Raw genomic sequence first — 21051 nt, 5'->3', positions numbered from 1 at the left:
GGGTCACTTCCCTTGGTTCTTCGCGGTCCCGAGCGGGATCGCACAGTTGTCGAGCAGGCGCGGCTGGCCCACTCGAGCGGCCACCAGCAGCCGCGCCTCCCGGCCGGGCTCCGCCGGTCCGAGGTCGGGGCTGGTGAGCACGAGGTAGTCCGGGTCGATGCCGGCGTCGGCCAGCACCTTCTCGGCGGCATGGAGGACGGCCTCGGGGCCGTCAGGACCGGCGGCGGCGCCGGCGCGCAGCGCGGCCGAGATGGCAGCGGCACGCTCGCGGTCGGACGCGGTCAGGTAGCGGTTGCGCGAGCTCATCGCGAGGCCATCGTCCTCGCGGACGGTGGGGCAGCCGACGACCTCGACGCCCAGGCACAGCTCGCGCGCCATGAGGCGGATCAGGCTCAGCTGCTGGTAGTCCTTCTCGCCGAACACGGCGACGTCGGGACGCACGAGGCCGAACAGCTTGGCGACGACGGTGAGGACCCCGCGGAAGTGGGTGGGCCGCTGGGCCCCCTCGAGCATGGTCGCGCGCGGGCCCGGGTCGACGGTGATGATGTCGTCGAGCCCGTGCGGGTACATCTGCTCGACGGTCGGCGCGAAGACGACGTCGACGCCTTCCGCGTCGCAGCGCTCGAGATCGGCCTCGAAGGTGCGCGGGTACGCGTCGAGGTCCTCGCCCGGGGCGAACTGCGTGGGGTTGACGAAGATCGAGACCACGAGGGTGTCGGCCAGCGGACGCGCGTGGCGCATCAGGCTGGCGTGGCCGTCGTGGAGGGCGCCCATCGTGGGGACGAGCGCGACGGTGCCGGCACCGGCTGTGGCGGCGCGGAGCTCGGCGGTGGTGCGGACGACGGTGGGCATCAGCGGACCTTCTCGCGGATGACGGCGGTGCGGACCGCGTCGGCCGTGTCGGTGTCGATCCGGCCGGTGGACTCGGCCCGGTCGGCGGTGGCGGTGGCCAGCGCCGCGTACGTGCGCCGCACGGACGGATCGTTCAGCTGCGCGACGTGCGCGCGGACGGTGTCGACGTCGCCGCGGGCGACGGGGCCGGTCAGCGCGGCGTCGCCGTAGGCCAGCGTGTTGTCGAGCGCGGCCGTCAGCAGCGGGCGCAGCACGGCGGCCGGGTCCTCGGCGCCGATCTGGCGCAGCAGGTCCATCGCCTGCGTCACGATCGTGGTCAGGTGATTGGCGCCGTGCGCCAGCGAGGCGTGATAGGTCGCGCGGTCGGCCTCGTCGACCCACATGACCGAGCCGTCGAGGGCCGCCACGAGGGTCTCGGCGACGTCGCGGACGCCGGGCTCGGCGGTGACGCCGAAGACGCACGCGCGCTCGAGGTCGACCTCGGTGCCGGTGAAGGTCATCGCCGGGTGCAGGGCCATCGTGCGGGCGCCGGCGCGGACGAAGGGCGCCAGGACGGCCAGCCCGTGACGGCCGCTGGTGTGCGCGACCAGCTGGCCGGGGCCCACGTGGGGCGCCAGCTCGGCGGCGACGTCGGCCAGCAGGTCGTCCGGGACGGCCAGGATGACGATCTCGGCGCGCTCGACGACCTCGGCGGGCTCGAGCACGGGGACGTCGGTGAGCAGCGTCTGCACGCGCAGCTGCGAGGCAGCCGAGCGTCCGCTGACGCCGACGAGGTGGTGGCCGGCTCGCTGGAGCCGGGCGGCGAGGACAGCACCGACACGGCCGGCGCCGACCACACCCACGCTGGGGTGCGACATGTGTGTTGCCTTTCGTTCCAGTCCCGAGTGGGTACCAGACAAAGTGACGCCGTCACTGTACCCCGGCGACACTGACCGCCACCATCGGGTGTGACCGGCGACATGTCGCCCTGCGTACCCGGGGCTCTGCCACACTGACGGCATGGCTCGGATCCTGATCCGCGCGGGCAAGGACCCGTTCACGGCAGTCGTACCCGAGACGACGCTGACGCAGGACGTCTTCAACTCCAACAGCGGCAACTACCTCTTCCAGCACTCCGTGTGGAAGGCGCTCGACGTCGCGCCCCACGAGCTGGTCGCCAACTCGACCCTCAGTGAGCGCCGGGCGGCATCGCCCGACGACGCGGCGCGCATCAACGAGGAGTTCGACCACTTCGTCATCCCGATGGCGAACTCCTTCCGGCCCGACTTCGCCGACAAGCTCGAGAACCTGACCCGCCTGATCGAGCAGCTGACGATCCCCACGACGGTGATCGGCATCGGCGCCCAGGCGCCGGCCGACCGATCCTTCGACGCCCTGGCCGACGTACGGGACGTGACGCAGCGGTTCGTCACCGCAGTCCTGGACCGCTCCGCTTCCATCGGCGTCCGCGGCGAGTTCACCCGCGACTTCCTCGTCCACCTCGGGTTCCCGGCCGACTCGGTGGACGTGATCGGGTGCCCGTCGCTGTTCCTGCACGGTCCCGACCACCAGGTGCACCGCAAGGTCGAGTCGCTCGGAGCGGACTCGGCGCTGGGCCTCAACCTGACCCCCGAGGTGCCGGGCATCGGTGCCTTCGCGACCGAGCAGGCCGCGCGCCACCCGAACCTGACCTACGTCGGGCAGGACCAGCACGACCTGCGCCTGCTGCTGTGGGGTGTCACGCACCCGCACGTGACCGACCCGCTCGTGCCCGCGCACCTGCGGCACCCGCTGTACCAGCAGGACCGGATGCGGCTCTTCGTCGACACCTGGACCTGGTACGACTTCCTCGCCCAGCAGGAGTTCGTCTACGGCACGCGGTTCCACGGCAACGTCGCCGCACTGCTGGCCGGCACGCCGGCGATGATGCTGGCACACGACTCGCGCACGCTCGAGCTGGCGGAGTACCACCGGATGCCCCACCGGCTGCAGCCTCACTTCGACTCGCCGATCAGCGTCGAGGAGCTGTATGAGGCCACCGACCTCACCGCCTTCAACGCCGCGATGCCCGAGCGGTTCTCGCGCTACGCCGCGTTCCTCGAGCGCAACGGCCTCGAGCACCGCTGGCAGCCCGGCCGCGACGCGACGCAGTTCGACACCCGCCTGGCCGAGGCCTCGTTCCCGCCCGCGGTGCACACGCTGGCGGCACCCGACCTGTCCGAGGTCGCCTCACGCCTGGAGTGGCTGCGGCACGCGTCGGTGATCGACCTGACCCGCCACCCCCAGCGCTACGAGTACCCGTTCAACACCCCGACCTACCAGGGCGCGGGGACCCGGCACGCCCGCCTCGGCGACCAGCGCGATGCCAAGCTCAAGCGGCAGCAGGAGCGGATCGACGACCTCACCGCGCGGCTCGTCCGGCTCGAGACGATGACCCTGCGCGGCTTCCTCGCCCGGGTCGCCCGCAAGGCGCGCTCGCTCCTCCGCCGCGGCTGACCCGCCGCCCTCAGGAGCAGTAGAAGCCGCCCTGCGGGCACCGGTTCACGACGGAGAACCGCCCCGACACCGATCGTCCAGTGGTCAGTCCGGTCGCGGTGACCGTCTTGGGCCCCCACGTGATCCCGACGTCGAAGGTCTTGACGTAGACGCCCTTCGCGTCGGCTCGGGCGCCCTCGGCGGAGATGCGCAGGCCGAGGTACCGCACCTCGACCTTCTCGCCGGGTCGCAGGTTGCGGACGGTGATCCGCTGGTCGTCGGACGCGCGCACCGAGGACTCGCGCAGGCTCAACGTCAGCGCCTTCGCCCGAGGCTTGACCTTCACGACCTTGATCCGTCGCGTGCCCGTGCGGTCCGTCAGCGAACCGGAGACCCGGACGAGTCGCTTGCCGGCCTTGGTCGAGGCAGGCACGCGCACCGTGCGCTTGACCCTGCCGGCCGACGACGCCTTGCCCGACGCGACCTTCTTGCCGCCGATGCGGACGGTGTAGACCTCGCGAGGAGCCAGGCCCGAGGTCGAGACGGAGAACGTGCGCCCCGCCTTCACGCTCGCGCGGGCCTTCAGCTTCAGCTTCTTCGGCGGGAGGGCGACCTGGATGGCGACCTGCGCGGTCGTCGTTCCCGCGGCGTTCGTCGCCGACAGGACGTACGTCTGCGTGCCGGCGCGTGCGGGCTTGACGGTCTCGTTCCCCGAAGCCGCCTTCGTCCCGGACCAGGCGCCGGAGGCCTTCAGCGTGACGGCGTCGTCACTCGTCCACGACAAGGTGGTCGACTTCCCCTGGCGCAGGCGCTTCGCCGTCGGGGTGAGCGTCAGGCTCGGCGCCCTGTTCGTCACCACGGGCGCGGAGGCGAACGAGGTGTTCGAGGCGTCGACGTAACCGGCGCGTACCGCGGTGACGGTGACGGTGATCGGCAGGCCCTGCTGCGCCTTCTGGACCGTGAAGGTGCGCGATGTGGCGCCCGTGATCGCGTCGCCGCCGGCGAACCACTGGTACGTCATCGAGTCCGGCTCCGGTGTGGGCGATCCGTGCCCCGCCGTGAGCTCCTCGCCCACCTTGAGCACGCCGGAGACCGTGGCGCTCGGCGCGGTCGCGAAGACGGCCTTGGCGACGTCGTCCGTGGCCACGGAGGTCCTGCTCACCGGGTCGTGGTCGTTCTTGGTCGCGCGGGCCGTCACCGTGATCGGCAGGCCCACATCGGCCGGCTGCACCGTGTAGGTGGGACCGCTGACGCCGGTGGTCTCCCCGTCGACGTGCCACGTCAGGGTGACCGCGGCGTCGGAGGGACTGACGGAACCCGGCGTCGCGGTCAGCACCTCGTCGACGCGCGCCTCGCCGGAGATGGTCGGCGCGTCCAGCGTGATGATGCCGCCAGTGACCACCTCGCTCTCGCCGCTCGAGATCGTGATCGACCGGTAGCCCGTCCGCGTGCGCGTTTCGCGGTAGGAGATGACCGAGGACACGTCGTCGTTCGTCAGGACATAGGTCGTCCCCGTCGCCCCCGGGATCGGGGTCTCGCCGCGCCACCACTGACCTGAGACCGAGGTGGAGGCCGGGGTCGTGCCCACCGTGGACATGGCGGTCAGCGTCTGGCCCACCTTGGCCGTGCCGGTGATCGCGAGACCTCCGGTCACGACGAACGAGCCCGTCACCGACCAGCTGCGCACGGCAGGGGTCGGGTCGCGCTGGCCTCCCTCGTCGACCGCCCGGACCGAGAACGTGTGGTTGCCGCCGTTCAGCCCGGAGTAGGCCGCCGGGCTGGCGCACGCCGCGAAGGCCGCGCCGTCCAGGCTGCACTCGTACGACGCCACGTCGGAGTCAGGGCTGTCGAACGTGAACGATGCGGTCATCGGGTTGTCCACCGAGCCCTCGACCGGGCCCTCGGTGATGCGCGTGTCCGGGACCGGGTCCGGCTCCACGACGGACTGGGTGACAGTCGTCGAGGCGCTCGGCACGAAGCTCTCGTCTCCGTTGTAGGTGGCGGTGAGCGAGTGCACACCCTTCGCCAGGGCAGCTGTCGTCAGGGTCGCGGTCCCGTTCACGAGCGAGGAGGTGCCCAGCGTGGTCGCGCCGTCCGTGAAGGTCACGGTTCCCGTCGCGTTCGTCGGCTGCACCGACGCCTTGAGCGTCACAGTCTGGCCCGGCGCCGACGGGTTCGGGGAGACGGTCAGAGCCGTGGTGCTGCCGGCGAAGTACGTGAGCACGATGTCGTTGCCGGTACCGCCGATGTAGCTGATGCGGAACTTGCCGCCCGCACCACCGGTCGGCGTCACGAGGGCACCCTCGGGCAGATCCTTGAAGGTTCCGGTGATCGCGGTCGCGCCCGCCACCGCGATGATCGTGAGCTCGGCCCCGGGGGACGGGGCGTAACCGCCGCCGATCGCGGCGGTCAGCGTGGCGCCGGCGAGTTGGACGTCCCGCGCGATGTGGAGGCGGGAGTGCCCGGTCGAACCGTTGCCCTCGGCCGGACCGTTGAGCTGGGCGTGGAACGTCGAGCTCGAGTCCAGCGTCAGGGAAGCGGCATCGGAGCTGAACGGTGACGACGAGTAGCCGGCAGTGACGGTGCCGCCGGAAGACGTCACGTCGCCGAGGTTTCCGCCCGCGCCCGAGACGGTCGCTCCGGCCCGGACGGCCACAGGACCGCCCACGGTGCCCTCGGTCGCGAGTGTGCCCGCAGCGACGACCGTCCCTCCGGTGTGCGACGCCGTGGCCAGGACGTCCAGGATGCCGGCGCCGGCCTTGGTCAGGCGCGCGGATCCCCCGCTCTGGCCCAGGGTCGAGGGGATGAGCAGGAAGGTGCCGGCCGCGCCGCCGATGGTGCTGTCGCCCGTCATGGTGACCCCCTGGACGACGTTGTTGCCCGTGCCGTTGTCCAGCGCACCCGCGCCGCCGACGCCGTCGCCGGCGATGCGGATCGGCTCGCTGGTGTTGATCGTGTCGCGAACCTCGAGAGTGGCGCCGGCCGAGACCTCGGTCCCGTTATCGGTGGACCAGGCGCCCAGGGCTGAACTGTTCGCGATCGCCAAGGTGCCGGCGTCCACCCGGGTGACCCCGGCGTAGGAGTTCGCCGCCGACAGCGTCAGGGTGCCCGTACCGCTCTTCGTGAAGCCCGAGGCACCGGTCAGCGTGCCCGAGAGGGCGAGCGTGGCCGCCCCCGCGACGGACGTGACCGGCTCGGATGCCGACAGGCGAAGCGGAGCGCTGATGGTCGAGGTTCCGCTGAAATCCGCGGCCACTCCCGTCGGGACGAGCGAGGCGCCACTGATGGCATAACCGCTGTCCTGAACCGTGATCGTGCCGAAGGCTGTCCCGGCGGCGAAGTCGTTGACGCTGGTGTGCCGCGCCGAGTCCGAGATGTCGGGGAAGACGAGGTTCGCTCCCGCGCTCGGCACGATGTCCCAGTTGCCTGCGGTCGACCACTTGCTGTCGGCGCCGAGACCCGTCCACGTGCTGGTGTCCGAAACGGCAGTGGCCGGCGCGATGGAGAGGCCACTGAAGGCCACCGCCGCTGCTGCTGTCAGGAGGGCAAGACGAGATCCGCGCAGACGCACTGAGGACTCCTTCGGGGGCCAGACCGGTGGCGTCCACACTGCTCCCCATCGGACGGTGGGCCCGCTCAGGCCCGCGTCTGGCGCTCCACACTATCGGAACCAGAGTGACTCGAGTGGCGATTTCACCGCATCGGTACTCGACCGCCCCACCGTGCCGCCGCCGCACGCCTGGGGCCTCTGCGATACTCGCTCGTGGACGTGGCGGACCGTCCGGAGTCCTCCGGACGCCGGTCCCGACGTCCCGGGCCTCTAGCTCAATTGGCAGAGCAGCGGACTTTTAATCCGCGGGTTGTGGGTTCGAGTCCCACGGGGCCCACCGGTCAGGACGCGGGATCCTCGCGCAGGCGCACGATCGCCTTGCCGGTGTTCGCGCCGGTGAGCAGGCCGGCGAACGCCTCGGGCATGGCGTCGAGGCCGTTCCAGGTGGTCTCGCGGTAGGCGAGGTCGCCGTCGCGGAGCCACTGGCCGACCTTCGCCTCGAACTGGGGTCGCAGGTCCTCGTGGTCGCCGACGATGAAGCCGCGCATCGTGAGTCGCTTGCCCACCGCCTTGAACATGTTGCGCGGGCCGCTGGCGTTCGGGTCGTTGTACCCCGAGATCGAGCCGCACAGCGCCATCCGGCCGCGCTCGTTGATGTGCTCGAGCGCCGCCTCCAGGTGGTCGCCGCCCACGTTGTCGAAGTACACGTCGAAGCCGTCGGGGAACGCGGCGCCGACCTGGCCCATCACGTCACCGTCGCGGTAGTTGATCGCGGCGTCGAACTTCAGCTCGTCGACCAGCAGGGCGACCTTCTCGGCCGAGCCGGCACTGCCGACCACGCGGTCGGCGCCGCCGAGGCGCGCGAACTGGCCCACGAGGCTGCCCACGGCGCCGGCGGCCGCCGACACGAAGACGGAGTCGCCGGGTTGGAAGGCTGCGACGTCGAACAGGCCGGCGTAGGCGGTCATGCCCGGCATGCCGAGCACGCCCAGGAAGTACGAGGACGGCAGGCCGTTCAACTCGATCCTCTTGGCGTACTTGTCCGCGAGGACGGCGTGCTCGCGCCAACCCAGGCCGTGGCTCACGACGGTGCCCACGGGCAGCGCCTCCGACCGCGACTCGACGACCACGCCCACGGCGCCGCCGTCGAGCGCGTGGTCGAGCTTGAACGGCGGGACGTACGACTTCACGTCGTTCATCCGCGGCCGCATGTACGGGTCGACCGTCAGGACGATGTTCTCGACGAGCACGTCACCCTCGCGCAGGTTGCGCAGCTCCCGCTCGACGAACCGGTAGGTCTCCGGTCCCGGCAGGCCGGTGGGTCGCTGGGCCAGATGGATCTCACGGGTCGTGGTGGTCATGCTCGTCCTCACAGTCGGGGGTCGCCGCCGCGCGGCGATGGTCCGGGCCTGCGTCGCCTCGGTTGGCCCGGCTCCGGCCATCGTAGGGACCGGGGCTTCAGTCGGCCCAGGACCAGCTCTTCAGCACATGGTCGATGGCCGCCTGGCGATCGGCGTCGGGGGCGGTCCGGCTGAACGAGAAGGTCAGCACGTACGTCTCGTCCTCGCCGGCGATGTAGAACTGCTCGATCTCGTAGACGGCGTCGTTCATCGACATGCCCGCCGAGAGGTGGGCGGTCTCGCGTCCCGCGACCTTCGTCCGGTCGTGGACCTTCACGTCCGAGGCGCCGATGGACGTCAGCTCGTTCTTGCCCGAGGCCTCGGCCTGCGACGCCTTCATGGCGCCCGCGGGCGAGAGCAGGACGTTGAGGTTGTCGCTGAAACCGTCGTCGTCGCCGAGGTCCACGACGAGGCTGTCGAGCTGCACGCCCGGCACCTCCTGCGGCGGATCGCCCCAGCCCTCGGGAGCACGGAAGGTGTACCCGGTGCCGCTGACCTCCTGGCCCTTCGTGACCGCGGGGGCCGCGCTCGAGTCGGACGAGGACGAGGACGAGGACGAGGACGAGGAATCCGTGTCGTCGCCACCTCCGCAACCCGCCGCGAGAGCCGCCACAACAATCACAGGAATCACTTTGCGCATCACTGGTCCCACGGTAGGGCGGGGTCGGCGCTTCCGCTCGTCGAGCGAAGCTCGTCCGACGCACGCGTGGTGATGGACACCACGTCTCACCGGCCGAAAAGACGAGTCTCACCCTTCGGTCGTGCCCCCTCGCCGTGGGACACTGACCGCACCATGTCGGCCGAACACAGCACCGGGACCGGTCCCGCCACCGAGCACGCGCGCGGCGTCGCCCATCTGCTGCGGCACGCCCAGCAGGTGGCATCCGAGCTGGAGGCCTCCGCGGCAGCCGAGGCCGAGCGGATGACCACCGAGGCGCGTCGGCTCCAGGCCGAGGCGCGGTTGCTGTACGACGACGCTCGCCAAGTGCGCGACGCGGCCGAGGCGCAGCTCTCCATGGTCACCGAGCAGCTCGCGCGCGCCTCCGAGGACGCCGCCACGATCGTCGCCGACGCCGGCGAGCAGGCCACGTTCCTGGTCCGCGACGCCGAGGAGCGGCGCGAGAGTGCTGAGCAGGAGGCGCAGTCCGTCCTGACGGACGCTCGCGAGCGCGCCGACGCCATCTTGACCGAGTCCGCCGTCGAGGCCGGCCGCCTGCTGGCTGATGCCCGCGAGAAGGCCGACGAGGTCACCCACGGGGCCGAGCGGCGCGCCGTCGAGCTCGTCGCGACCGCCGAGGGCGACGCCGAGCGACGGACCGCCGAGTCCGAGGAGTACGTCGAGCGGATCGTGCTCGAGGCCGAGCAGCACACCCTCGAGATCACGCAGGCCGCCAATCGCAACGCCGAGATGGTCGTGGAGTCCGCGATCGACGAGGCCGACCGAGCACGCGTCGAGTCCGAGCAACTGCTCGCCCGCGCCCGCGACGAGGCCGCCTCCCGGGTGGCCGACGCCAAGGCCGAGTCCGAGCGGACGATCGCGACCGCCCGTGCCGAGCTCGACGAGACCCGCGCCACGATCGACCTGCTGCTGAGCAACGGACAGCTCGAGACCGAGCGGATGCGGCAGCAGAGCCACCGCGAGGCCGCCGCGCTGCTGCACCGCACCCGGGTCTCGGTCGTCGAGATCATCGGGCGGGCCCGCACCCGCCTGTCCGCCCAGCTCGCCGCCGCCGAGGCCTCCGCCGCCGACCTGGCCGGAGCGGCCGACGACGTGCTGTCGGACGCCCAGGAGCGCGCCGAGCGCATCCTGGTCGAGGCCGGCCAGGAGGCCACCCGGGTTCGCGCCCAGGCTCAGGCGATGGCCGACGCCACCGAGGAGAGGGCCACGCGGCGACTCGCCGAGGCCGAGTCCGGCGCGCGACTGCTGCGCGAGCGGGTCAGCGACGAGGTCCTCACCGCCCAGCGCCAGGCGCTGCGCGAGAGCAAGGAGCGCCGCGACGAGGCCACGCGCCTGCTCGACGAGGCGCGTGAGCACGCGGCCCAGCTCAAGCAGGAGGCCCGCGACCTGCTCGACCGGGCCCGCGCCGAGGCCGACGACGTCCTGGTCGCCCGCGACCGGGCCGCCGACGAGCTGAATCGACTTTCCGACGTGATCACCGTGCTCTCGGCCGGCGACATCGACCGCCCCCGCAATGAGGAGAACCCATCCGCATGACCGAGTCCCACGCCGACTTCCGCATCGTCCTGCGGGGCTTCGATCCCGCCCAGGTCCAGACCCGCCTGAGCCAACTGGAGGAGGAGATCGAGCGGCTGCGTCGCGAGGACGCCGACGCGCCCGTCGTCGCCGCCGCCGAGGTCCCGGACGAGCCCGCGTCCTTCGAGCACCTGGGCGAGCGCATGATCCAGATCCTCTCCCTGGCCCGCGACGAGGCCGCCGAGCTGCGCGCCTCGGCCGAGGCCGAGCTCGAGGCCGCCCGCACGTCCACCCGGGACGAGCTCCGTCGCCTGCGCGAGGAGGCCGAGGTGCACGCCGAGGCGACGCGCGCCGATGCCGAGGCGGACGCCGCCCGAGCGCTGCAGGAGGCCCGCGCCACCGCGGCCGACCTGATCGACGCCACCGAGCGCGAGGTCGCCACCAAGCGCCAGGAGGCCGAGGTCCTGGTCGAGCAGCAGCGCGCCAAGGCCGCAGCGGCCAACGCCGACTTCGAGATCGCGATGGCCCAGCGCCGTGAGGCCGCCGAGCAGTCCTTCCACGAGGCCGAGATCGAGCACCGCGCCAAGCTCGAGGAGCTCGAGCGCCGCGTCACCGAGCAGCAGTCCGCCGCCGCGGCCGAGCGGGCGGACGCCGAGCGCGAGGCACGCCGGATCCTGGAGGACGCCCAGGCCCGGGCCACGACGCTGGTCAACGACGCGAAGTCCACGGCCGATCGCATCCGCGCCGAGTCCGAGCGCGAGGTGGCGGCCGCCATGCAGCGCCGCGACAGCATCAACGACCAGCTGGCCAATCTGCGCCAGATGTTGAGCAGCCTGACGGGATCCCCGGCACGCTCCGAGGAGACATCTTCCCGCTCTTCGTGACACGCTGGACAGAGGCTGGCGCGCCGTGCACCGACCTTGTCCACTCTGAAACAATGGTCACACCATGAGCTCCTCGACTTCCTCCTTCAAGACCGTTCTCCGTGGTTACGACCCGGCCGAGGTCGACGCCCACATCGCCACCTTGAAAGAGCACGCGAAGGGCCTGCGCAACCAGATCACCGAGGTCGAGGACAAGCTCGCCTCGGTGACCGAGCCGAACTTCTCCCACCTGGGCGACCGGGTCGGCCAGATCCTGACGCTCGCCGAGGAGGAGTCGGCCGAGCTGCGCAAGAAGACGGCCAAGGAGATCGACCGGCAGCGCACCGACGCCGCCGACGCGGTTCGCAAGATGCGCAAGGAGGCCGACGCCTACTCCGCCGCCACGCGCACGGAGGCCGACGAGTACGCCCAGGCGACCCGCGACGAGGCCGACGGGTACGCGCTGACCACGCGCACCGAGGCCGACGAGTACGCCCGGATCACCCGTGAGGCCGCCGACCAGGAGGCCGCCCGCGTGGTCAGCGAGGCCGCCGAGAAGGCCGCTGCGGTGACGGGGGCCGCCCAGGCCGAGCTCGACCGGATCACCGCCGAGCAGCAGCGCGTCCTGGCCGAGCACGAGCAGGAGATGGCCGGCTGGCGGGCCAAGGCCGAGGCCGAGCGCGCCGAGGCGGCGCGCCTCGACCGCGAGCAGGCCGACGAGGCACACCGCCAGGCCACCGCGATCGTCGCCGAGGCTCAGCAGGAGGCCGAGCGGATCCGCGTCGAGGCCGAGCGCGAGGTCGCCGAGATCGAGCGCCGCAGCGAGAGCATCAACGCCCAGCTCACGAACGTCCGTCGCGCCCTGGCGCACCTGACCGGCGAGGACGCGGAGGAGCCCCAGGACTCCCTGTTCGAGGTCACGAACGACCAGTCCTGACCCCTCAGGCATCCGGCGGCCCGCTCCCTTCGGGGGCGGGCCGTTCGCATCTGCGGAACATCCTGTCCTTTCGGCCCCGCGTGAGTCATGATTTCCACCATGCGTCACATTCGTCACATCGGTCTCACCTTGGCGGTGGGTCTCGTCGTGACGGGGCTGATCGGCGGAGCCGTCGTCGTGGCCCAGGAGCGCGCGTCCGCCCCGGCTCCTGCCGAGCGCACCTCCGTGGTCCAGCCCGCCGCGGCGAAGAAGCCCGCCCTGCGACTGTCGGCGACCCCGAGATCGGTCACCCGAGACGCCGCCGTGACCTTCCGGATCCGCACCTCCACGAAGCACCCGCGGCCCGTGCGCCTGCAGCGCTGGGACCCCGCCCGCAAGGTCTGGCGCACCGTGGCCAAGCGCACCGTTCGGGCCACCACGACGATCCGGCTGAAGCCGGCCGTCGGCACGTTCTCGTACCGGGCGCAGGCGCCGCGGGTCCGGCACAAGACCGGCGGCACGTCGCACACGCACCCCGCGGCGAAGTCCACCACGGTCAAGGTGACCGCCCGCGACGTGCCGCGCACCGTGCCCTCGCGCCCGGCGACGCTCACGGCCGATGAGAAGGCACTGCTCGCGGACGTGCGTGCGGCTCGAACGACGTACGCACGCGCCGATGTCCGCAGCGCTCGCGACCTCGGCGCCGAGGCCTGCCTGACGGCCTACGCTCGCGACCACTCGCGGTGGATGGCCACGACGAAGCGCGCCGTGGACCCCGGAGCCACAGCGCACCGCGCAGCCACACGCGCCCTGCCCGCGGCCTCGTGCCCGGGCCGGACCGTCCAGGCGGTGACGCACGCGATCGGCGTCGCCGGCACCACCGCCGCCGCGGTGGACCTCGCCGTCGACGCGTGGCTCGCCTCGCCCTACGGCGAGACCGGACGCCTGTTGTCCGCCTGCCACCGGGCGCCGGCGTTCGAGTACGGCGTCGCGACGCTCGCGTCCGGCGGCACGCGGTACCTGACGGTGCTCGTCTCGTCGGACACCTCGGCCACGACCAAGTCGGGGGCCTGCTGATGCCCGCCGTCCCCGGGACCCAGCCGCGCCTGTCCGAGACGGCGCAACACCTCGTCCGTCGCTTCACCTACGGGTACAACCGCCGGCTCGAGGCCGACGTCCTGCGGCACACCAGCGTCGATGCCTGGCTCGAGACCCAGGTGAAGGCGGGCCCCGACCCCGACGCCGACGCGGTCCTGAACTGGTTCCCCCGGCTCAAGGACTCCCCCGCCACGGCCTGGGAGAACAACAAGGCCGAGCGGTACGGCGGCTGGCAGTACGGCGACGACCTGGTGAAGTACTCCCTGGCCCGGCGCGTGGTCGCCACGAACCAGGTGCACGAGATGATGGTCGACTTCTGGTCGAACCTGCTGCACATCCCGGTCGGGGAGGGGTCCAGCTTCCCGTGGCGCATGCACTACGACACCCACGCCATCCGGCCGCACGCCCTCGGGACCTACCGCGCGCTGCTGCGGGCCGCGGTCACGCATCCGGCGATGTCGGGCTACCTGTCCAACCACCGCAACACGAAGACGCAGATCAACGAGAACCTGGGCCGCGAGCTGCTCGAGCTCTACACCGTCGGGCGGACCGCCGGGTACACCGAGGACGACGTCAAGGGCTCGGCTCGGCTGCTGACCGGGTTCACCGTGGGCGTCAACAAGGACTTCGCCGCCGGGTACGACCCGACCAAGCACCACGTCGGGCCCGTGACCGTCATGGGCCGGACCTTCACGAACGCGGCGGCCGACGGGCGCGCCGAGCTGAACGCCTACCTCGACTGGCTCGCGATGCGGCCCGAGACGGCGGCGCGCATCGCGCGGAGGCTGTGCGTGCGGTTCATCCGCGACGACCCGCCGCAGAGCTCGGTCGACGCCGTGACCAGGACCTACCTGTCCTCGGGAAGTGACATCACCGCGTGCCTGCGCACCCTCGTGCGCGACCCCGGCTTCCTGGCCTCGAAGTTCCAGAAGGCGCGGACCCCCGCCGAGGACGTGCTGGCCACGCAACGCGCATGCGACATCGTGCCGACGGGCGCCGGCCCGGACAGCCACGTGAACTCGTTCAGCTGGCTGTGCAGCTGGATCGGCCAGGCTCCCTTCCAGTGGCCGCGTCCCGACGGCTCCCCCGAGCAGTCCGACACGTACCTCTCCCCCGCGCGGCTGCTGCGCGGGTGGACCGCCCGGTCCTGGATGGCGAACGCCAACGGCGAGGTCAAGAAGGGCACGCGTCCCCTGCCGCGCGACCTCGTCCCGCCGGTGTGGCCCCTCGCGCTCGAGGATCTGGTGCACCACCAGGCCGTCATGATGACCGGCCGCCGCGCCACCACGGAGACCGTCAACGGCGTCGCCACGCTGATGGCCAAGGCTCCGTCCCATGTCTTCAAGGCCGAGTGGGAGCGCAACGAGGGCCACATGACCTGGATGCTGACCCTCGTCCGCACCGCGATCCTGAGCGCCCCGGAGGCGATGCTGCGATGACCGACGGACACGACGCGTCCTGCGCCGACTACGGGGTGAGCCGGCGCAACCTGCTGAAGTCGGCCGGTGTGCTCGCCATGGCAGGCGTGACCACCTCGATGTTCGGCGACGTGCTGGCCTCGACCGCGTACGGCGCCACGAACGGCAACATCCTCATCGTGCTGTCGCTGCGCGGCGGCGCGGACGGCATGTCGATGATGGTCCCCCACGCCGAGCCGGCCTACTACGCGGCCCGGCCGAACATCAACGTGAAGAAGGCCCAGCTGATGGGCGCCGACGACACCTTCGGACTGCACCCGTCGTTCAAGCCGCTCGAGGAGCTGTGGAACAGCGGCAGGATGGCTGCCATCCACGCCGTCGGGCTGCCCACGCCGAACCGCTCACACTTCGAGGCGATGGAGCTGGTCGAGGACGCCGACCCCGGATCGTCCGAGCGCATCGGCTGGCTGAACCGCGTCATCGGCTGCTTCACCTCCAACGACGTGTTCGACGGGATCCAGGTCGGCTCCACCGTCATGCCCACGTCGCTGATCGGCCCCGAGCCGTCCTTCGCGACCTCGGACTTCAGCTCGCTGTCGGCCCCGTGGGCCGACAACGTGGACCTCGGCCCGCGGCTGCGGTCCATGCTCGCGACCATGTACCGCGACGCCGGCACCGTGATCGGCCGCGCGGGGCAGGAGGCGCTCGCCCTCGACCGGCGCGCCGGCGCGATCGCCGACGAGGAGAAGAAGGGTCCGCAGCACGGCGCGGTCTACCCGCAGCACAACGAGCTCGGCAAGGCGCTGGCCAGCTCGGCGGCGCTGATCCGCGCCGGGGTGGGCGTGCGCGCCATCGCGGTCGACTTCGGCGGCTGGGACCACCACGTCGACATCTCGTGGCGGATCAGCAGCCAGATCGAGCAGATGTCGAAGTGCATCGCGGCGTTCCTGACCGATCTGGGCACCCACGCCTCACGCGTGACCATCGTGACGCTCAGCGAGTTCGGCCGCCGGCTGGGCCAGAACGGCGCCGCCGGGCTCGACCACGGCTACGGCAACGCCGTCTTCGCCTTCGGCGCGGGCGTCAAGGGCGGGTACTACGCGAACTGGCCGACGCTGTCGGCCGGCAAGCAGGTCGACGGCGACCTGGCCGTGACCATCGACTACCGCAGCGTGCTGGCCGAGATCCTGGAGACGCGCTTCCCCGAGGTGGGCGTCGGCACCGTCTTCCCGGGGCTGACGCGGTCGTCGCTGGGCTTCATGTCGCCCTACTGAGCCTCAGCGCGGGAAGGCGCGCACGCGGCGGCCGCGCAACTCGTTCGGCATGATCGCGATGTGCACGGCGTTGCCCTCGCTGCCGGCCCACGAGTTCGGCAGGCGGCCCCCGAAGCTCTCGAGCAGCTCCTTGGTGGCGCGGGCCGCGGATCCGCGCACCACCACGCTCCACCCGGTCTGGTACGTGTCGTCGTGGTGGTCGGCCTCGAGGACGAAGCGACGCTCGACGATGCTGGCCAGTCCCGCGTTCTCGCTCGTCCGGATGAGGATGACCCCGTCGGCGTAGGCGTAGTTCACCGGCAGGAGCTCCAGCTGGTCCTCCCCCTCGAAGGCGACCCGCGCGAAACGACCGACCTGCAGCAGCTCGAGGCACTCCTCGTAGTCCAACTCCTGGATCGTCCCGATACTCATGGATCCATTGTGCACACACGACCCGCGTTACGGTGTGGCCATGAATCCGCTCCGCAGCCCCTGGCTCGCCGCCTTCGGCGTGGCCGTCGTGGCCCATCTGGCATTGGTACTGGCTCAGGCACAACCGTGGGAGAGCATCTCCAAGTGCCTCATCGCGCCGTTGCTGATCGCCTGGGTGATCGAGCAGGGCGGCCCCCGGATCATCGCGGCGGCACTGTTCTTCTGCCTGCTCGGCGACCTCTTCCTCGAGCTCGACGGCTTCTTCATCGCGGGCATGGCGGCGTTCGCGATCGCCCATGTGTGCTTCGTGACCTTCTTCGTGCGCCATGGCGCCCTGGCCTCCTTGGGCCGCAGGCTCTGGATCCCCGCGGCCCTGGCCGTCGCGGCCGTCCTGCTGCTGACCTGGGTCTGGGCGGGCTTGGAGTCCGGCCTGCGGATTCCGGTCCTGGTCTACGCACTGCTGCTGTCGACCACGGCCGCCACCGCGCTCGCTGTCGACCTCCGCGCCGGTCTCGGCGCGCTGCTGTTCCTGTTCAGTGACGGACTGATCGCCGCCAGCATCGCCGAGCGAGTCCCCGAGGACGCGGTCGCCGGCGGATTCGTCGTGATGCTCACCTACACGGCGGCACTGTTCCTGCTGGCGACGTCGACGGTGCGACTCGGCTCCGGCTGGGTCGCGGCGACCCGCCCCGCAGATGACGGATCCGTCCCGGAGCAGGTCCGATGAGCGCCGTCGAGGTCGGCGACCTCACCTTCGACGTCGACATCCTGGGACCGCAGGACGGGACGCCCGTCGTTCTGCTGCACGGGTGGCCGCAGGACCGTCGCTCGTGGCGGGAGGTCGCGGAGCAGCTCGCCGCCGAGGGCCTGCGCGTGATCGTCCCCGACCAGCGCGGGTACAGCCCCGGAGCCCGCCCCGAGGGTGTCGAGAACTACGGCTCCGACCTGCTCGCGCAGGACGTCGTGGACGTCGCCGAGGCGCTCGGTCACGACCGCTTCCACCTGGTCGGCCACGACTGGGGCGCGGCCGTCTCGTGGGTGGTCGCCACCCGGCACGCCGACCGCGTGCTCAGCCTGACGGCCGTCTCCGTCCCGCACCTGGCCGCGTACAACGAGGCGCTCTCGACCGATCCGGACCAGCAGCAGCGTGGCGCGTACATCGGCCTGCTGCGCCGCCCCGGCAAGGCCGAGGAGGTCCTGCTGGAGGGCGACGGGGAGCGGCTGCGCGCCATGTACGGCGGCGCGGTGGCACCCGCCGACGAGTCGGCCTACGTCGACCGGTTCACCCAGCCGGGCGCGCTGACGGCCACCCTGAACTGGTACCGGGCCATGGGACCGGAGCTGTCCACGACTCCCGACGTCACCGTTCCGACGACGTTCGTGTGGGGCGCGTCCGACCAGGCGCTCGGCCGCTACGGCGCCGAGCGCTGCGGCGACCACGTCACGGCGGACTACCGCTTCGTCGAGGTCGACGGGGGTCACTGGCTGCCCGACACCCACCCCGACCTGGTCGCCACGGAGGTGCTCGCCCGTGTGCTCGGTCGGTAGGCGCCGCCGCCCGGCCGCCGGAGCGGGCATGATGGATCTCATGACCGAGCGCGCAGGACGGCCGGCCGAGCCCGGCGATCTCGTCGATCTGGCCCATATCGTCACGGCGTACTACACGCTGAAGCCCGACCCGCACGTCGTCGAGCAGCGCGTCGCCTTCGGCACCAGCGGGCACCGTGGGTCGAGCCTCGCCACGGCCTTCAACGAGGACCACATCGCCGCGACGACCCAGGCGATCTGCGAGTACCGGGCCCAGCAGGGCTTCGACGGGCCGCTGTTCATCGGACGCGACACGCACGCGCTGTCCGAGCCCGCCTGGGCGACCGCGCTGGAGGTGCTGGTCGCCAACGACGTCGACGTCCTGGTGGACGACCGTGACGGCTACACGCCCACGCCGGCCGTGTCCCACGCGATCCTGCGGGCCAACCGGGGCAAGCGCACCGGGCTGGCCGACGGGATCGTCGTGACCCCTTCGCACAATCCGCCCGCGGACGGCGGCTTCAAGTACAACCCGCCCCATGGCGGTCCCGCCGACAGCGACGCCACCTCGGTCATCGCCGCGCGCGCGAACGAGCTGATCGCCGGCGGCCTGACCGACGTCCGACGGGTGCCGTTCTCGCGGGCTCGCGCCGCCTGCCGGCCCTATGACTTCCTCGGCACCTACGTCGACGACCTGCCGCACGTGGTGGACCTCGAGGCGATCGCCGCCAGCGGCGTCCGGATCGGCGCCGACCCGCTGGGCGGCGCCAGCGTCGCCTACTGGGAGGCCATCGGCGAGCGCCACGGCCTGGACCTGACCGTGGTCAACCCCGTCGTCGACGGGACCTTCCGGTTCATGACGCTGGACTGGGACGGCAAGATCCGGATGGACTGCTCGTCGCCCGACGCGATGGCCTCGCTGATCGCCCAGCGCGAGCGCTTCGACGTGTCCACCGGCAACGACGCCGACTCCGACCGGCACGGCATCGTCACGCCCGACGCCGGCCTGATGAACCCCAACCACTACCTGGCGGTCGCCATCGAGCACCTGTTCGGCGGAGCCCGGCCCGGCTGGCCCGGCCGCGCGCAGATCGGCAAGACGCTGGTGTCCTCCTCGATGGTCGACCGGGTCGCCGCCGAGCTGGGCCGTCCCCTCGTCGAGGTGCCCGTCGGCTTCAAGTGGTTCGTCCCGGGCCTGGTCGACGGCTCGCTCGGGTTCGGCGGCGAGGAGTCGGCCGGGGCCTCGTTCCTGCGCCGCGACGGCAGCGTCTGGACCACGGACAAGGACGGCATCATCCTGGCCCTGCTGGCCTCGGAGATCATCGCGACGACCGGCAGCACGCCCAGCGTCCTGTACCGCCGTCTGGTCGAGCGCCACGGCGATCCTGCCTACGCCCGGATCGACGCCCCCGCCGACCGCGCCCAGAAGGCACGGCTGGCCAGCCTCAGCAGCGACGACGTCGAGGCGACGGAGCTGGCGGGCGAGCCGATCACGGCGGTCCTGACCGAGGCGCCCGGCAACGGCGCCGCGATCGGCGGCGTGAAGGTGACCACGGAGTCGGCGTGGTTCGCGGCTCGACCGTCGGGCACCGAGGACGTCTACAAGATCTACGCCGAGTCGTTCCGCGGCCCCGAGCACCTCGCCGAGGTGCAGGCCGCGGCGAAGTCGGTCGTGGACACCGCCCTGGCCGACGCCTGAGTCAGGCGAACGGCCAGTTCTGGTCCGGGATCGTCAGGCCCCGGCCGAGCTCGTGCGCCCGGCGGTTCCACTCCATCGTCCGCGCGGCGATCCAGTAGCGCTGCTGCGCCATCAGCATCGTCAGGCTCGAGGCGACGACCTTCGGGTACGTCTGGCCCATCGCGACCGCGAGCTCACGCGCCGCGCGGGCGTCGTGGGCGGCGTCGTGCGCCTTGTCCAGCCGGACGCCGTAGTGCGCGGCGACGTCGCCCAGCCGGCGCTGGCCGCTGCGCTCGCGGTCGACGCCCCAGTCGATGACGAACGGGTCGACGACGAGCAGGCGGTCCCAGTCGGGCTCGTCCAGATCGTGGCGGACCGCCTCGGCCCGCAGCAGCGTCAGGTCGAACGAGGCGTTGTAGACGACCAGGCCGACGCGGCGCTGGACCAGGTCGTGCAGCCAGGCGAGCACCGGGCGCAGGGCCTGGGCCGACATCGGCGACGACGCCAGGTCCTTCTCGGTGATGCCGTGGATGTCGGCCGAGGACTCGGGGATCGGCACGCCCGGGTTGACCATGCCCATCAGGTCGCCGCCCACGTCGGACAGCGCCGCGAAGCTCAGGATCCGGTCGCGGTGCGGGTCGACGCCGGTGGTCTCGAAGTCGAGCGAGGCCAGCGGCTGGCGGTACCAGACGTACGGGTCCTCGCGGGGCGGAAGGACGTTCTTGGCGCGCCGTCCCGAACCGGAGCGGGCCGGTTCAGACGTGGTGGGGCGGGCGGACGCGTCAGGCATGGGGTGGATCCTCTCGGTGCAACTCGTTCGACTCGGCCGTCCCCGCGGGCGGGGCGTCCCTCTCAGCCAGTTCACTTCGCAGTCGTGAGACCTGCTTCTTGCGTCGCCTGGACTCGAAGGTCAGGACGAGCAGCGCCAGGGCGGCGGCCACACCGGCCACGCCGCCGAACAGCGAGGACCACTGGAAACCTGGGGCGTCGTTGACCAGCTTGATCCAGCCGGCGTCGGACGCGCTGTTCTGCCCGAGGCTGATCGACAGGGTCAACCAGTTCGGGGCGGCCAGCACCAGCGCCAGGACGACGACGGTGATCTTCCACGGCCACTTCAGGAACGGTCGCCGCGCCTGCCACGCGACGAGCACCGGGAGGAAGCTGAAGACGAATCCGTAGAACAGGCCCCAGAACACGCCGGCGGTCATCCGACCGTCGACCTGATCGGCCACCCGTCGCGACCACCAGCGAGGCAACGCCGCGGCGAGCACGCTGTAGACGATCAGGGCGACCACGACGAGGGCGAGCACGACGACGATGCGCCGCACCCAGATTTCGGCCCCGGTCCGAGTCCCGGGGCCCTGCGATGGCTGACCAGCGTCCTGAGACTTCGAGGGGTCGGCCATGCGCCCCATT

At 71.7% G+C, this 21051-nt stretch carries 18 protein-coding genes and 1 tRNA gene; 11 read left to right on the top strand and 8 right to left on the bottom strand.

The features are described 5' to 3' along the window. Positions 1-3: 3 nt before the first annotated feature. Together panC and NP095_RS01715 are read right to left on the bottom strand one after the other, a co-directional pair. On the bottom strand, positions 4-852 hold the full coding sequence (gene panC / locus NP095_RS01720) for a pantoate--beta-alanine ligase (protein WP_232417755.1): 849 nt from the start codon (positions 850-852) through the stop codon (positions 4-6). Continuing rightward, the gene (locus NP095_RS01715; RefSeq protein ID WP_232417757.1) at positions 852-1709 is read right to left on the bottom strand and encodes a Rossmann-like and DUF2520 domain-containing protein; all 858 of its coding nucleotides are present in this window, start codon (positions 1707-1709) and stop codon (positions 852-854) included. The genes panC and NP095_RS01715 overlap by 1 nt, the downstream gene beginning before the upstream one ends. A 142-nt stretch (positions 1710-1851) precedes the next feature. Between NP095_RS01715 and NP095_RS01710 the strand changes: the two genes are divergently transcribed. Beyond that, positions 1852-3327, top strand: a complete 1476-nt coding sequence (locus NP095_RS01710; protein ID WP_232417759.1) for a polysaccharide pyruvyl transferase family protein — start codon at positions 1852-1854, stop codon at positions 3325-3327. Positions 3328-3337: 10 nt separating this feature from the next. Here NP095_RS01710 and NP095_RS01705 read toward each other — a convergent pair whose 3' ends face one another. Beyond that, positions 3338-6829: an Ig-like domain repeat protein gene (locus tag NP095_RS01705; RefSeq protein WP_232417761.1), complete on the bottom strand. Its 3492-nt coding sequence runs from the start codon at positions 6827-6829 to the stop codon at positions 3338-3340. Positions 6830-7120: 291 nt separating this feature from the next. On the opposite strand from NP095_RS01705, the gene NP095_RS01700 reads away from it, so the two are divergent. Continuing rightward, positions 7121-7193 (top strand) — tRNA-Lys (locus NP095_RS01700). 4 nt (positions 7194-7197) lie between these two features. On the opposite strand, the gene NP095_RS01695 is transcribed toward NP095_RS01700, so the two are convergent. Both NP095_RS01695 and NP095_RS01690 read right to left on the bottom strand, forming a co-directional pair. After that, complete coding sequence (locus NP095_RS01695; protein WP_306173273.1) at positions 7198-8229, bottom strand: NADP-dependent oxidoreductase; 1032 nt, start codon at positions 8227-8229, stop codon at positions 7198-7200. An 85-nt stretch (positions 8230-8314) separates the two neighbouring features. Then, positions 8315-8878 (bottom strand): hypothetical protein, encoded by a 564-nt coding sequence (locus NP095_RS01690; RefSeq protein ID WP_232417767.1) that lies wholly within the window; start codon positions 8876-8878, stop codon positions 8315-8317. A 171-nt stretch (positions 8879-9049) separates the two neighbouring features. Between NP095_RS01690 and NP095_RS01685 the strand changes: the two genes are divergently transcribed. The 6 genes from NP095_RS01685 to NP095_RS01660 all read left to right on the top strand — a co-directional run bounded on the left by NP095_RS01685 (position 9050) and on the right by NP095_RS01660 (position 16019). Beyond that, a complete protein-coding gene (locus NP095_RS01685) occupies positions 9050-10471 on the top strand; it encodes a hypothetical protein (RefSeq protein ID WP_232417769.1) in 1422 nt (473 codons plus the stop codon). Then, a complete protein-coding gene (locus tag NP095_RS01680; RefSeq protein ID WP_232417771.1) occupies positions 10468-11334 on the top strand; it encodes a hypothetical protein in 867 nt (288 codons plus the stop codon). Before NP095_RS01685 ends, NP095_RS01680 begins: the two co-directional genes overlap by 4 nt. A gap of 64 nt (positions 11335-11398) precedes the next feature. Next, positions 11399-12250, top strand: a complete 852-nt coding sequence (locus NP095_RS01675) for a DivIVA domain-containing protein (protein WP_232417773.1) — start codon at positions 11399-11401, stop codon at positions 12248-12250. A 99-nt stretch (positions 12251-12349) separates the two neighbouring features. Continuing rightward, positions 12350-13306, top strand: a complete 957-nt coding sequence (locus NP095_RS01670) for a hypothetical protein (protein ID WP_232417774.1) — start codon at positions 12350-12352, stop codon at positions 13304-13306. Next, entirely contained in the window at positions 13306-14766 is a 1461-nt protein-coding gene (locus NP095_RS01665) for a DUF1800 domain-containing protein (RefSeq protein ID WP_232417776.1), read from the top strand. Before NP095_RS01670 ends, NP095_RS01665 begins: the two co-directional genes overlap by 1 nt. Continuing rightward, positions 14763-16019, top strand: a complete 1257-nt coding sequence (locus NP095_RS01660; RefSeq protein ID WP_232417778.1) for a DUF1501 domain-containing protein — start codon at positions 14763-14765, stop codon at positions 16017-16019. Before NP095_RS01665 ends, NP095_RS01660 begins: the two co-directional genes overlap by 4 nt. A gap of 3 nt (positions 16020-16022) precedes the next feature. Here the strand turns inward: NP095_RS01660 and NP095_RS01655 are convergent, their stop codons facing one another. Further along, positions 16023-16430 carry a pyridoxamine 5'-phosphate oxidase family protein gene (locus NP095_RS01655; protein ID WP_232417780.1) on the bottom strand — a complete coding sequence of 136 codons (408 nt, stop codon included), beginning with the start codon at positions 16428-16430 and terminating at the stop codon, positions 16023-16025. Positions 16431-16470: 40 nt separating this feature from the next. Here NP095_RS01655 and NP095_RS01650 point away from each other — a divergent pair, with 40 nt between their 5' ends. The 3 genes from NP095_RS01650 to pgm are packed head-to-tail and all read left to right on the top strand — an operon-like array spanning position 16471 to position 19656. Next, positions 16471-17157, top strand: a complete 687-nt coding sequence (locus NP095_RS01650) for a lysoplasmalogenase (RefSeq protein ID WP_232417782.1) — start codon at positions 16471-16473, stop codon at positions 17155-17157. Next, a complete protein-coding gene (locus NP095_RS01645) occupies positions 17154-17978 on the top strand; it encodes an alpha/beta fold hydrolase (protein WP_232417784.1) in 825 nt (274 codons plus the stop codon). The genes NP095_RS01650 and NP095_RS01645 overlap by 4 nt, the downstream gene beginning before the upstream one ends. A 40-nt stretch (positions 17979-18018) precedes the next feature. Beyond that, a complete protein-coding gene (pgm, locus tag NP095_RS01640; RefSeq protein WP_404801101.1) occupies positions 18019-19656 on the top strand; it encodes a phosphoglucomutase (alpha-D-glucose-1,6-bisphosphate-dependent) in 1638 nt (545 codons plus the stop codon). 1 nt (position 19657) lies between these two features. On the opposite strand, the gene NP095_RS01635 is transcribed toward pgm, so the two are convergent. Together NP095_RS01635 and NP095_RS01630 are read right to left on the bottom strand one after the other, a co-directional pair. Further along, positions 19658-20425: an exonuclease domain-containing protein gene (locus tag NP095_RS01635; protein ID WP_232417786.1), complete on the bottom strand. Its 768-nt coding sequence runs from the start codon at positions 20423-20425 to the stop codon at positions 19658-19660. Next, the gene (locus tag NP095_RS01630) at positions 20418-20963 is read right to left on the bottom strand and encodes a hypothetical protein (RefSeq protein ID WP_232417787.1); all 546 of its coding nucleotides are present in this window, start codon (positions 20961-20963) and stop codon (positions 20418-20420) included. The genes NP095_RS01635 and NP095_RS01630 overlap by 8 nt, the downstream gene beginning before the upstream one ends. Positions 20964-21051: the final 88 nt, after the last annotated feature.

It is taken from the genome of Aeromicrobium duanguangcaii (assembly GCF_024508295.1).
In the GTDB taxonomy this organism is placed as follows: Bacteria; Actinomycetota; Actinomycetes; order Propionibacteriales; family Nocardioidaceae; genus Aeromicrobium; species Aeromicrobium duanguangcaii.
Note: the sequence above shows the minus strand (reverse complement) of the source record. Positions and strands in the feature narration are given on the sequence as shown.

Coding starts and splice junctions, on each gene's coding strand:
- NP095_RS01670 (WP_232417774.1), top strand. CDS start 12,350: ATGCGTCACATTCGTCACATCGGTCTCACCTTGGCGGTGGGTCTCGTC.
- NP095_RS01715 (WP_232417757.1), bottom strand. CDS start 1,709: ATGTCGCACCCCAGCGTGGGTGTGGTCGGCGCCGGCCGTGTCGGTGCT.
- NP095_RS01680 (WP_232417771.1), top strand. CDS start 10,468: ATGACCGAGTCCCACGCCGACTTCCGCATCGTCCTGCGGGGCTTCGAT.
- NP095_RS01660 (WP_232417778.1), top strand. CDS start 14,763: ATGACCGACGGACACGACGCGTCCTGCGCCGACTACGGGGTGAGCCGG.
- NP095_RS01665 (WP_232417776.1), top strand. CDS start 13,306: ATGCCCGCCGTCCCCGGGACCCAGCCGCGCCTGTCCGAGACGGCGCAA.
- NP095_RS01650 (WP_232417782.1), top strand. CDS start 16,471: ATGAATCCGCTCCGCAGCCCCTGGCTCGCCGCCTTCGGCGTGGCCGTC.
- NP095_RS01685 (WP_232417769.1), top strand. CDS start 9,050: ATGTCGGCCGAACACAGCACCGGGACCGGTCCCGCCACCGAGCACGCG.
- NP095_RS01710 (WP_232417759.1), top strand. CDS start 1,852: ATGGCTCGGATCCTGATCCGCGCGGGCAAGGACCCGTTCACGGCAGTC.
- NP095_RS01675 (WP_232417773.1), top strand. CDS start 11,399: ATGAGCTCCTCGACTTCCTCCTTCAAGACCGTTCTCCGTGGTTACGAC.
- NP095_RS01635 (WP_232417786.1), bottom strand. CDS start 20,425: ATGCCTGACGCGTCCGCCCGCCCCACCACGTCTGAACCGGCCCGCTCC.
- NP095_RS01645 (WP_232417784.1), top strand. CDS start 17,154: ATGAGCGCCGTCGAGGTCGGCGACCTCACCTTCGACGTCGACATCCTG.
- NP095_RS01655 (WP_232417780.1), bottom strand. CDS start 16,430: ATGAGTATCGGGACGATCCAGGAGTTGGACTACGAGGAGTGCCTCGAG.
- panC (WP_232417755.1), bottom strand. CDS start 852: ATGCCCACCGTCGTCCGCACCACCGCCGAGCTCCGCGCCGCCACAGCC.
- pgm (WP_404801101.1), top strand. CDS start 18,019: ATGACCGAGCGCGCAGGACGGCCGGCCGAGCCCGGCGATCTCGTCGAT.